10 protein-coding genes are annotated in these 12,085 nt (G+C 72.8%); 3 read left to right on the plus strand and 7 right to left on the minus strand.

The window, feature by feature from the left end:
* Nucleotides 1–32 precede the first annotated feature (32 nt).
* Together CP981_RS13540 and CP981_RS13545 are read left to right on the plus strand one after the other, a co-directional pair.
* The gene (locus tag CP981_RS13540) at nt 33–635 is read left to right on the plus strand and encodes a TetR/AcrR family transcriptional regulator (RefSeq protein WP_244329647.1); all 603 of its coding nucleotides are present in this window, start codon (nt 33–35) and stop codon (nt 633–635) included.
* A 140-nt stretch (nt 636–775) separates the two neighbouring features.
* On the plus strand, nt 776–1,807 hold the full coding sequence (locus tag CP981_RS13545) for an aspartate-semialdehyde dehydrogenase (RefSeq protein WP_085925602.1): 1,032 nt from the start codon (nt 776–778) through the stop codon (nt 1,805–1,807).
* A gap of 66 nt (nt 1,808–1,873) precedes the next feature.
* On the opposite strand, the gene CP981_RS13550 is transcribed toward CP981_RS13545, so the two are convergent.
* On the minus strand, nt 1,874–2,395 hold the full coding sequence (locus tag CP981_RS13550; protein ID WP_085925601.1) for a DUF1203 domain-containing protein: 522 nt from the start codon (nt 2,393–2,395) through the stop codon (nt 1,874–1,876).
* 198 nt (nt 2,396–2,593) lie between these two features.
* Between CP981_RS13550 and pepN the strand changes: the two genes are divergently transcribed.
* Nucleotides 2,594–5,194 (plus strand): aminopeptidase N, encoded by a 2,601-nt coding sequence (gene pepN, locus CP981_RS13555; RefSeq protein ID WP_085925600.1) that lies wholly within the window; start codon nt 2,594–2,596, stop codon nt 5,192–5,194.
* Between the two features lie 134 nt (nt 5,195–5,328).
* Here pepN and alc read toward each other — a convergent pair whose 3' ends face one another.
* The 6 genes from alc to CP981_RS13585 form a co-directional block, all read right to left on the minus strand.
* Nucleotides 5,329–6,474, minus strand: coding sequence for an allantoicase (alc, locus tag CP981_RS13560; protein WP_085925599.1), 1,146 nt, complete (start codon nt 6,472–6,474; stop codon nt 5,329–5,331).
* Between the two features lie 107 nt (nt 6,475–6,581).
* Nucleotides 6,582–7,544 (minus strand): LysR family transcriptional regulator, encoded by a 963-nt coding sequence (locus CP981_RS13565; RefSeq protein WP_085925598.1) that lies wholly within the window; start codon nt 7,542–7,544, stop codon nt 6,582–6,584.
* A gap of 71 nt (nt 7,545–7,615) precedes the next feature.
* Nucleotides 7,616–8,593 (minus strand): acyl-ACP desaturase, encoded by a 978-nt coding sequence (locus tag CP981_RS13570; protein WP_085925597.1) that lies wholly within the window; start codon nt 8,591–8,593, stop codon nt 7,616–7,618.
* 238 nt (nt 8,594–8,831) lie between these two features.
* Nucleotides 8,832–9,080 carry a hypothetical protein gene (locus tag CP981_RS13575; RefSeq protein WP_085925596.1) on the minus strand — a complete coding sequence of 83 codons (249 nt, stop codon included), beginning with the start codon at nt 9,078–9,080 and terminating at the stop codon, nt 8,832–8,834.
* A gap of 175 nt (nt 9,081–9,255) precedes the next feature.
* Nucleotides 9,256–11,469: a 4-alpha-glucanotransferase gene (malQ, locus tag CP981_RS13580; protein WP_085925595.1), complete on the minus strand. Its 2,214-nt coding sequence runs from the start codon at nt 11,467–11,469 to the stop codon at nt 9,256–9,258.
* 6 nt (nt 11,470–11,475) lie between these two features.
* On the minus strand, nt 11,476–11,745 hold the full coding sequence (locus tag CP981_RS13585) for a hypothetical protein (protein WP_042154838.1): 270 nt from the start codon (nt 11,743–11,745) through the stop codon (nt 11,476–11,478).
* Nucleotides 11,746–12,085: the final 340 nt, after the last annotated feature.

A 12,085-nucleotide genomic window follows, 5' to 3' on the forward strand; every position in this document is an offset into this window, starting at 1 on the left:
GCCGGACCGGCGGGAGTGAGGAGCAGCACACCGTGCCCAGGACCGTGGACCGCGCCGAACAGCGCCGGCAGATCGGTGCCGCCGTCCTGCGGCTGGCCTCCGAGCAGGGGCTGGACGAGGTCAGCGTGCGCACCGTGGCCGCCGCGGCGGACCGCTCACCGGGCGCCGTACAGAAGTACTTCCGCACCAAGGACGAGATGCTGGCCTTCGCCGCCGAGCTGGCCGGGGAACGCTTCGGGGAGCGGATGGCCGCCGTCGACAGCGCTCTGCCACCGCGCGAGGCGCTGCGCGCCCTCGTCCTCGCCACCCTCCCCGTGGACGCCGGCCGCCGGGCCGAGGCCGCGGCTCAGCTGGCCTTCGCCACCCGTGCGGCCCACCACCCCGGGCTCGGCGCGATCCGCCGGCAGATCGACCGGGACGTCCGGGCGGCCCTCGGCGGGTGGCTGGCGGCCGCCGGGCACGGCCGCGGCCCGGAGCCGGAAGCCGAGTGCCTGGTCCTCGCGGACGCCGTGATCGCGCTGTCCGACGGGCTGGCGCTGCGGCTGCTGTACGCACCGGACGACCGCGAGGCGCTGCTGCGCGCCCTCGACCGCGCCCTGGATGCCCTGATTCCGCCGGCGGTCCCGCACCCCTGACACCGTGCGCCCCGGCGTCCGCCGCGCTCCACGGAATGGAACGGATTGGACAAGGCGACGGGTATCACACACATGATGGAGGCACTACTGAGCAGGTGTTCCGAGCAGACACCCGAGCCAGGCCAGAAAGAAGGAGTCCCATGAGGATCGGAATCGTCGGAGCCACCGGACAGGTCGGCGGCGTGATGCGAGGCATTCTCGCCGAGCGGAACTTCCCGGTCGAGCAGCTGCGGCTGTTCGCTTCGTCCCGGTCCGCCGGACGCACCCTGCCCTGGCAGGACACCGAGATCACCATCGAGGACGCGGCCACCGCCGACTTCTCCGGGCTGGACATCGTGCTCTTCTCGGCCGGTGGCGCCACGTCCAAGGCGCTGGCGGAGAAGGTCGCCGCCGCCGGCCCGGTCGTGATCGACAACTCCTCGGCCTGGCGCCGTGACCCCCAGGTCCCGCTGGTCGTCTCCGAGGTCAACCCGCAGGCCATCACGGACCGGCCCAAGGGCATCATCGCCAACCCGAACTGCACGACCATGGCCGCGATGCCGGTGCTGCGTCCGCTGCACGACGAGGCCGGGCTGGTCTCGCTGGTCGTCGCCACCTACCAGGCGGTCTCCGGCAGCGGTCTGGCCGGTGTGGAGGAGCTGGACGGCCAGGTCCGCAAGGTCATCGAGCAGGACGCCACCAAGCTGACGCACGACGGCGCCTCCGTGGAGTTCCCGGAGCCGGACAAGTACGTCGCCCCGATCGCCTTCAATGTGCTGCCGATGGCCGGCGCGATCGTCGACGACGGGCTGAACGAGACCGACGAGGAGCAGAAGCTCCGTAACGAGAGCCGCAAGATCCTGGAGATCCCGGACCTGAAGGTGTCCGGCACCTGCGTCCGCGTCCCGGTCTTCACCGGCCACTCGCTCCAGGTCAACGCCCGCTTCGCGCGTCCGATCAGCCCCGCGCGGGCCCAGGAACTGCTGGCCGGCGCCCCCGGCGTCACCCTCGCCGATGTACCCACCCCGCTCCAGGCCGCCGGCCAGGACGCGTCCTTCGTGGGCCGCATCCGCGAGGACGAGACCGCCGAGAACGGCCTGGCGCTGTTCGTCTCCAACGACAACCTCCGCAAGGGCGCGGCGCTGAACGCCGTGCAGATCGCGGAGCTGGTCGCCGCGGAGCTGCGCGGCTGACCGCAGCACCGCACGACGGCGGGTGCCCGTACGGAGTCTCCGTACGGGCACCCGCCGTTTCCGGTGTCAGGGCCGCCGGACCTCGAACTGGAAGCAGCCGTACTCCACGGCCCGGACGTGCACCAGTGCCGTCTCCGGGTCCGCGAACGCCTCCCCGAGGGCGGCGTCGAACGCGGCCCCGGCCTCCCCGGGAACCTCCAGGTACCGGCCGCCGGTGATCTGCCCCCGGGCGTTGTAGCGGCGCAGCACCCGCAGCGCGCCCGCCCGCACGGCCGGATACCGGCCGGCCGCGGCGTCCGGCCCGCCGCACGGTTCGGCGTGCACGAACACCGGGCCCTGCTCGTCATACGCCCCGGGCGCCGCCCCGGTCGCGGCCGCCCAGCGGCGCAGCGGCGCGTACGAGACCAGGGCGATCCGCTCGCCGGGCCGGGCGTCGCGCAGACAGCAGCGCAGCAGCGACCCGACGGCGTCCTGCGGCACCCCGTCCTCGCGGGCGGTGAACGGCTCGGCGGGCCGGCCGGCGTCGTCGGTCGTGCAGAGCTCCTTGTGGGCGGCGGGAGGGAGGGGAAGTGCGGTGTAGGTCGTCATGGGACCAGCGTCGTCCGCGCCGCGGGCGTGCGCTGGCGGGAATCGGACGCGGTGATCGGCGCGTGCCCCGGAGCGCCCGGGAACCGGCCGCGGCACGGCTGCTGCGCACTCCTTCGATCACCACCCCGCGGGGGCCGGACCACGTGGAAGGATGGCCGAAGAGTTCGATGTGATGCCCCATACGAAGGAGATGGCCCGGTGCCTGGCACAAATCTGACCCGCGACGAGGCGCAGGAGCGGGCGCGCCTGCTGACCGTGGACGCGTATGAGATCGACCTCGACCTCTCCGGTGCGCAGGAGGGCGGCGCCTCCGGGTCGGGCGAAGACGGGAACGCAGGAGGCACCTACCGGTCCGTGACGACGGTGCGGTTCGACGTCGCCGAGGCGGGCGCGGACTCCTTCATCGATCTGGTCGCCCCGGCCGTGCACGAAGTGGTGCTCAACGGCGAGGCGCTGGACCCGGGCGCGGTGTTCAAGGACTCCCGGATCGCGCTGGCGGGGCTGCGGGCCGGCCGTAACGAGCTGACGGTCGTGGCGGACTGCGCCTACACCAACACCGGTGAGGGACTGCACCGTTTCGTCGACCCGGTGGACCAGCAGGCTTATCTGTACACCCAGTTCGAGGTACCGGACGCCCGGCGGGTGTTCGCGTCCTTCGAGCAGCCGGACCTGAAGGCGACGTTCCAGTTCACCGTGAAGGCCCCGGAGGGCTGGACGGTGATCTCCAACTCGCCGACGCCGGAGCCCAGCGACAACATCTGGCGCTTCGAGCCGACCCCGCGGATCTCGACCTACATCACCGCGCTGATCGTCGGCCCGTACCACAGCGTGCACAGCACGTATGAGAAGGACGGGCGGACGGTCCCGCTGGGCATCTACTGCCGGCCGTCGCTGGCCGAGCACCTGGACGCCGACGAGATCTTCGCGGTCACCCGGCAGGGCTTCGAGTGGTTCCAGGAGAAGTTCGACTACGCCTACCCGTTCGCGAAGTACGACCAGCTCTTCGTGCCGGAGTTCAATGCCGGCGCGATGGAGAACGCGGGTGCGGTGACCATCCGCGACCAGTACGTCTTCCGGTCCAAGGTGACCGACGCGGCGTACGAGGTGCGCGCGGAGACGATCCTGCACGAGCTGGCGCACATGTGGTTCGGCGACCTGGTCACCATGGAGTGGTGGAACGACCTGTGGCTGAACGAGTCGTTCGCCACCTACACCTCGATCGCCTGCCAGGCCTACGCCCCGGGCTCGAAGTGGCCGCACTCGTGGACGACGTTCGCCAACTCCATGAAGACCTGGGCGTACCGGCAGGACCAGCTGCCGTCGACCCACCCGATCATGGCCGAGATCAATGACCTCGACGACGTCCTGGTCAACTTCGACGGCATCACCTACGCCAAGGGCGCCAGCGTCCTCAAGCAGCTGGTCGCCTATGTCGGCATGGACGAGTTCTTCCAGGGCGTGCAGGCCTACTTCAAGGCGCACGCCTACAAGAACACCCGGCTGTCGGATCTGCTGGGCGCGCTGGAGGAGACCAGCGGGCGGGATCTGAAGACCTGGTCGAAGAAGTGGCTGGAGACCGCCGGGATCAACATCCTGCGGCCGGAGATCGAGGTGGACGGCGCGGGCGTCATCACCTCCTTCGCGGTGAAGCAGGAGGCTCCGGCGCTGCCGGCCGGCGCCAAGGGCGAGCCGGTGCTGCGGCCGCACCGGATCGCGATCGGCGCCTACGAGCTCCAGGACGGCAAGCTGGTGCGGACCGAGCGGATCGAGCTGGACGTGGACGGCGCGCTGACCGCCGTACCGCAGCTGGTGGGCAAGCAGCGGCCGGCCGTCCTGCTGCTCAACGACGACGATCTGTCGTACGCCAAGGTCCGGATGGACGAGGAGTCGCTGAAGGTCGTCACCGAGCACCTCGGCGACTTCGCCGAGTCGCTGCCGCGCGCGCTGTCCTGGGCGTCGGCCTGGGACATGACGCGGGACGCCGAACTGCCCGCCCGGGACTACCTCTCGCTGGTGCTGTCGGGCATCGGCAAGGAGTCGGACATCGGCGTCGTCCAGTCGCTGCACCGCCAGGTGAAGCTGGCGCTGGACCTGTACGCGGCGCCGGACTGGCGCGAGACGGGTCTGGCGACCTGGACCGCGGCGGCGCTGGAGCAGCTGCGGGCGGCCGAGCCGGGCAGCGACCACCAGCTGGCGTGGGCCCGCGCGTTCGGCGCCTCGGCCCGTACGGACGCTCAACTGGACCTGCTCCAGGGCCTGCTGGACGGTACGGAGGAGATCCCCGGGCTCGCCGTGGACACCGAGCTGCGCTGGGGGCTGCTCCAGCGGCTGGCGGCCGCCGGCCGGGCCGACGAGAAGGCCATCGCGGCGGAGCTGGAGCGGGACAAGACCTCCGCGGGCGAGCGGCATGCCGCCACGGCGCGCGCGGCGCGTCCCACGGCGGAGGCGAAGGCCGAGGCCTGGGCCTCGGTCGTGGAGTCGGACAAGCTCCCCAACTCCCTTCAGGAGGCCGTCATCGGCGGCTTCGTCCAGCCGGACCAGCGGGAGCTGCTGGCGCCGTACACCGCGAAGTACTTCGCCGCGGTGAAGGACATCTGGAACTCCCGCAGCCATGAGATGGCGCAGCAGATCGTGGTGGGCCACTACCCGGCGCTCCAGGTCTCGCAGGAGACCCTGGACGCCACGGACGCCTGGCTGGCCTCGGCCGAGCCGACTCCGGCGCTGCGCCGGCTGATGACCGAGTCGCGGGCCGGCATCGAGCGGGCGCTGAAGGCACAGCAGGCCGACGCGGCGGCCTGACCGTCGCACACCGGCCGCCACGGCCGGTGGTGACGCCCGGCGGGCGGGCGCCCGGTGCGCTCCGTCCGCCGGGCGGGCCGGGGTCCGCCGGGCCCCGCCCCCTCCCGCGGGGCCCGGCGGAAACGGGGTGCGGCTCAGCCGTTGAGGGCGTGGAAGCGGCGGCCCAGTGCGGCCCGGCCGGCTTCGGTGAGGGCGCCGTGCAGCCGCATCCGCGCGAGGCCGCCGTCGGGGAAGACGTCCAGCCGTATGTGGGTGGCAGTGACGGGCGCCGGCAGGGCGAAGCGGTGCGGGGTGTCGGGCTGGAGCTTCGTCTTCGGCAGGATCTCGAACCAGGAGGCCTCGTCGGCCGGGTCTCCGTCGCATCCGGACAGGGCGGCCCAGCCCGCGGAGTTGCCCTTGAGGTAGGCGGTGTCGATCTCCACCGCCCGGATCTCGCCCTGGGCGGCGAGGCGGAAGCGCACCCAGTCGTGGGTGCCCTTGACCCGGCGGCGGCGGTTCTCCCAGCCGTCGTCCATCTTGCGGGAGAGATCGGGCCGGATGATCTGGGTGGGCGAGGAGTAGAAGCGGTCCGAGGCGTCCTCGACGGTGCCGCCGTGCAGGACGGACGCCAGGTCGAGGGTGCCGAGCACATCGAGCCAGGCCGGGTCCGGTACGACCTCGCCGTGCACCCGGAGGCGGGCTATGCCGCCGTCGGGGTGCTGCTTGAGGCGCAGGTGCGTGAAGCGGCGCTCGGCGGTGACCTCGAAGCCGTTGGCGGCGTGGCCCCGTACGGGCGTGCGCGGGACCAGCTCCTCCCACTTCACGTCCCCGGCGAGCAGCTCCTCGGGGCCGGGGCTCCCGGGCAGCGAGGTGGCCTCGACGGAGACCTGCTGGGGGTAGTTGCCGCGGAAGTGGGCGGTGTCGACGATGATGCCGCGGATCACGCCGGGGGCGGCGAGCCGGATCAGCGCCCAGTCGTGGTCGTCGTCGGTGGGGAAGGGGTGGTCGCCGTCGGTGCCGCGGCGGCGCCGGGTCTCCCAGCCGTCCATGATCTTGCCCTTGTGGCCGAAGCGCTCGGGGTCGAAGACCGCCGGAGTGGGCGTCAGCAGATTCTCGCGCTCGGCGAAGAACTCGTCGTTCGCGGCGATCACCCCGGCACCGAGGCGCCGGTCGGCGAGGTCGACGAGCGAGGTGAAGGGGAAGTCCCCGCCGCGGTAGTCGGCGTAGGGGTCTCCGCCGCCGTACGGGCTGGCGTCGTTGGCGTGCGGATCGGTGCTGTCGGCGGCCGGGTTGGCGGTCATCGCTGCCCTTCGATGGGTGGAAGTGCGGACCACTTCACGGTCGCAGCGCAGCACCCCACAGGTCCATCGAAAGTTTTCGACGAATACGTTCAGCTGAACTGAACGGTCTACTCTTCCGGCGGCTGCGCGGCGGCCGCCTGCCGCAGCGCCGCCAGCACCCGGGCCAGTCCCGGCGCCCCTTCCGAGCCGCGCCGGACGGCGGCGATCACATGACGGCGCGGCTGGTCACCGGAGAGCACCCGCAGCGCGACCCCCTCAGGGCCGCCGCGCCCGGCCGGCGGCGATCCCCCGCGCCCGAAGGCGCCGATGCCGCCCGCCATCGCCATCCGGGGCACCAGCGCCACCCCCATCCCCGCCGCGACCATCGCCCAGATCGCGCTCCAGTCGGCGGCGGCATGCGCCTGCTCGGGCACGAACCCGGCGTTCTCGCAGGCGGCCGTGGTGATCTGCGACCAGGGCCCGCTGCTGCCGAAGATCCAGGGCTCGCCCGCCAGATCGGCCAGCCGCAGCCCCGGCTCGGCGGCCAGCCGGTGACCGGCCGGCAGCGCCACGTCCAGCGGGTCGGCGAGCAGCGCGGCCCGGCTGAACTTGGGGTCACGCGCGGTGGGGGCGTGCGCGGCCAGCGACAGCGCCAGATCCACGCTGCCCTCCGCCAGCAGCTCGTACGCGGCCTCCGCCTCCGCCTCCCGTACGACGACCGACAGCCCCGGGTGCGTACGGCGCAGCTCCTGCACGGCGGGGACCACCAGCGCGGGGATGGCGGTGGAGAAGGCGCCGACCCGCACCTGGCCGGCCTCGCCCCGGAGGTAGCCGAGCAGCTCCGCGTCGGCACGCTCCAGCTGGGCGAAGACCGCCTCCGCGTGCCGCAGCACCAGCTCCGCGGCGTCGGTCAGCCGCACCCGCCGGCCCTGCGCCTCCAGCAGCGTCACCCCGAGCGCCTTGGCCAGCCCGGTCAGCTGCTGCGAGACCGCCGAGGGCGTCATGTGCAGCGCCTCGGCGGTCGCGGTGACCGTGCCCAGCTCGTGGAGGGTGCGCAGGATACGCAGCTTTTTGAGGTCCCAGTCGGCCATGCGGGCAGCGTACGCATCCGCCGCCCCGGTCACCGCCGCCGTGGGCGGTGACGCGGAGCGGCCGTACCGCGTCAGCCGCGGTTGGCCTTGCGGCGGGCGAGGATGGCCGCCTGGCGCTCGTCGAACTTCCGCGCCTGACCGTCCAGGCCGTCCATGAACAGCCCCAGCTCCTCCTGCGCCGCCAGCCCGGCCGGGCCCAGCCCGCCGATCTCCAGCACCTTCAGGAAGCGCAGCACCGGCTGGAGCACATCGTCGTGGTGGATGCGCAGGTTGTAGATCCCGCCGAGGGCCATGCGGGCGGCGGACCGCTCGAAGCCGGGCATCCCGTGGCCGGGCATCCGGAAGCCGGTGACGACATCGCGTACCGCGCACATCGTCTGGTCGGGCGCCATCTCGAAGGCCGCACCGAGGAGGTTGCGGTAGAAGACCATGTGGAGGTTCTCGTCGGTGGCGATCCGGGCCAGCATCCGGTCGCAGACCGGGTCACCGGAGTGGTGGCCGGTGTTGCGGTGCGAGATCCGGGTGGCCAGCTCCTGGAAGGCGACGTACGCCACCGAGTGCAGCATGCTGTGCGAATTGTCGGACTCGAAGCCCTCCGACATGTGGGCCATGCGGAACCGCTCCAGCTCGTCCGGGTCGACGGCCCGGCTGGTCAGCAGGTAGTCGCGCATCACGATGCCGTGCCGGCCCTCCTCGGCGGTCCAGCGGTGCACCCAGGTGCCCCAGGCGCCGTCGCGGCCGAAGAGGGTGGCGATCTCGTGGTGGTAGCTGGGGAGGTTGTCCTCGGTGAGGAGGTTCACCACCAGGGCGATCCGGCCGATGTCGCTGACCTTGGACTGCTCGGGGTCCCAGGCGTCGCCGTCCAGCGGCCCGGGGAAGTTACGCCCGTCGCTCCACGGCACGTACTCGTGGGGCATCCAGTCCTTGGCGACCTGCAGATGGCGGTTGAGTTCCTTCTCGACGACCTCTTCGAGCGCGTAGAGCAACTGGGCGTCGCTCCAGGCGGCATGGCCGAGCTCTCCGTTATGGCGGGCGGGGGCAATGGTCACGGGGGGAACTCCTGGGGACGATGACCTACGGGACCGTAGGTTTGACCTACGGCTGCGTAGGTTACGTCATCGTAGGTTAGGGCCGGTTAAATACGGCCCCCGCGCAAACCGGCCGAAAATCGCGCGATAGCCACCTCGCAACCCCTTTTCCACCTGCGGAAATATCCGGGTACGACAAAGGGCGCCCATCGGTTCTTGTAACCGATGGGCGCCCTTGCGGCGTCACTGGTGCCCGGCGTCAGCCCTTGGACCCGGCCTGCTTGTGGGACTTGTCGCCCACCATGACCAGCCCGGCGATGACCAGGAAGAGAACGATGGGCAAAGCGACGTAGAGGCCGAGCGTCTCGATCACACTCAGACCCTGACCCGGGTCGTCACCATCGTCGCGGGTGAGCGCAAACGCGGGGGACGACATCAGCAGCATCAGCGCGGTGCCGGCGGTGATGGTTCCGGCGCGCAGGACATTCTTATTGACCTTGTTGCTCACGAAGTCAACGTATCGGACGCCCCGGCGCCCCGCGCGCCCGGGGTGGCACAACCGGCGCCCTCACCGCCCGTGACAGCGCGAGAATCCGCCGGTGCCCGAGGGCGGTGCCGTGCGCGTGCGTCCTCCAGGTGCCCGCCGCTGCGCGCCCGTACGGTGACGTGCCCCGGCACCGGGCCTAGCGATACCCGTCCGACAACTCCCGCATCAGGGCATGCAGTCGGGGCGAGGCGGCCAGCTCTTCGAGGGTGTGCGGGCGGCCGTCGGGGCCGGCGATCGGCAGGCGCCAGTTCGGGTATTCGTCCCATGTCCCGGGGAGGTTCTGCGGGCGCCGGTCCCCCACCGCGTCCGGCAGCCAGACGCCGACCATCCGCGCCGGGGTACGCAGCAGAAAGCGGTGGACGGCCTTGACCGCGGCCTCCTCGTCGCCCGGCCCCTCGGGCAGCAGCCCGCGCCGCACCAACTCCCGCAGCCATTCGGCGCGTTCCTGGGTGGCGCGGGAACGCTCCCGCTCCGGCGGCCCGGCGAGCAGCCCGAGCCGTTCGCGCAGGGCCACGTCCTCGCCGGTCAGCCGGGCCGCGGTGGTCGGCAGATCGTGGGTGGTGACGGTGGCGAGACAGGCGCCGCGCCACTCCTCGGGCGCCAGGATGCGGGCCGTGGCGCCGGACGCGGGGGCGGCGTCCGGGGCGGCTTCGCCCTCCCCCGCCGGGCCCGCGCCGGAGCTCCCGGCCACCGCCTCCGGCGCCGGGGCCGCTCCGGGGCCGTCGGACGCGGCGGTCCGCGCCGCCCCGTCCTCCGCTTCCCGCTCCCCGTTCCCGTAGTCCCGCTCGAACCACAGCACCGACGTCCCCAGCACGCCCCGCGCGGCGAGCGCCTCGCGGACGCCCGGCTCGACGGTGCCCAGATCCTCCCCGATCACCGCTGCTCCGGCCCGCTGCGCCTCCAGGGCCAGTACGGAGAGCATCGCCTCGCCGTCGTAGCGGACATAGGCGCCCTCCGTCGGCGACCGGCCCTCCGGGACCCACCACAGCCGGAACAGCCCCATCACATGGTCGATCCGCAGCGCCCCGGCGTGCCGCAGCAGGCCGCGCAGCAGCTCCCGGTAGGGGGCGTAGCCCGCGGCGGCCAGCGCGTCGGGGCGCCAGGGCGGCAGGCCCCAGTCCTGGCCGCGGGCGTTGAAGGCGTCCGGCGGCGCCCCGATGGACATACCGGCGGCGAAGGCGTCCTGCTGTGCCCAGGTGTCGGCGCCGGAGGGGTGGACGCCGACGGCGAGGTCGTGCACCAGCCCGACGGCCATCCCGGCGTCCCGCGCGGCCCGTTGCGCGGCGGCCAGCTGCTGGTCGGTGAGCCAGGCCAGCCGGCAGTGGAAGTCGATCCGGTCCAGCAGCCGGTGCCGCAGCCGGGCGGTGCCCGGGGACCGTGGATCGCGCAGCTCGGCGGGCCAGCCGCGCCAGTCGGTGCCGTGCCGCTCGGCGAGCGCGCACCAGATGGCGTGATCCTCCAGCGCCTGGCCCTGCTCGGCGAGGAAGTCGCAGTACGCGGCCCGCCGGCCCGGGCTGAGCGGCACCGCCCACAGCAGCTCCAGCGCCTCCCGCTTGAGCGCCCAGACCGCGTCCCGGTCGATCAGCGCGCCCCGTTCGAGCACCTCGGAACGGAGCGCTTCGGCGCGGGCGGCCAGCTCGTCGGCCCGTAAGCGCGCGGCGCCGGTGAGGTGGGCGTACTCCGGGATGTGCTCGATCCGCAGGTGGACCGGGTCGGGGAAGCGGCGCGAGGAGGGCCGGTACGGCGACGGGTCGGTGGGCGGGCCGGGGACGGCCGCGTGCAGCGGGTTGAGCTGGAGGAAGCCGGTGCCCAGGGCGCGCCCGGACCAGGCGGCGAGATCGGCGAGGTCCCCGAGGTCGCCCATGCCCCAGGACCGCCGGGACAGCAGCGAGTAGAGCTGCACCAGAAAGCCGTGGCTGCGGCCCGGGGGTGCGGGCACCCGGTCGGGCGCGACGATCAGCGGGGCGCGGGCGGTGCGGCCGCCGGGGGCCCGGGCCTCCAGGACGTGGACACCCAGGGGCAGCCGGGCGAGCGCCGCCGGATCGGGCGCGCCCAGGTCCGCCGCCTCCCCGTCCCCGGTCTCGACCCGGAGGACGGTGCCTTCGGGGAGACGCGCGAGGTCGGGTGGCCGGTCCGGCCGGGCGACGACGGTGCGGGGGAGCAGGGCACGGCGCGCGTCGTCCTCGTACGCGGCCAGGGCGGCGCGTACGGCGTGCGGGGTCGAGGCATCGACTCCTAATGCGGCGAGCACGGCGACGACGGTGTCGCCGGCGATCTGGACGCTCGTGCCCGGCGAGGGTGCGTACGACGTGGCGACGCCGTGCAGCCGGGCGAGCCGCGCGCGGCCCATGGGTCCTCAGACCTCCATGGACTCCGTGCCCATGCCCGCGGCCGTCGGCTCGCTGGTCAGCGGCAGCTCGGCGGCGATCGGGACCTCGCTGGTCAGTGGTGCGGCGTCGGCGAGCGGGGGCTCGCTGGTCAGTGGCGGCTCGACGAAGCTGTAGGAGCCGGAGCCGTCCAGGCCGGAATCGGGGTCGGACACCCCGTCGAAGAGATCGGGCTCCATCGTCGCACCTCCCGGTTTGGAGGACAGAGCGTCGAGGAGCAGCTGAGCGGATGCGGCCACGAGGGCCTCCCGTTCATCGGTAGTGGGACACGTGGGCCCTACCCACTCGACACGTTCGCAGACGTATCTGCTCACGAAACGTGACCCACGTCTCATTATCCCTCACGCAGGCGATTTCACTGCGGCGGACACCGGGAGACGCAGAGAACGCGGAGAAAGCGGACCCCGCGACGAAAGTTCTGCGGACCGGCGAGCCCCGCGAAACCCCGTCCACGGCACCCGGCGAAAGCCGTACGTATCCCGTCGTAGGGGACGGCGCCATGGCCTTATTGACACCCTCACCGCCACAATGGTGGGCTCACAGCCGAAGGTCTGTCCGAACGGGCATCGGCGGGGAAAT

It is taken from the genome of Streptomyces platensis, assembly GCF_008704855.1.
Taxonomy (GTDB): Bacteria; Actinomycetota; Actinomycetes; order Streptomycetales; family Streptomycetaceae; genus Streptomyces; species Streptomyces platensis.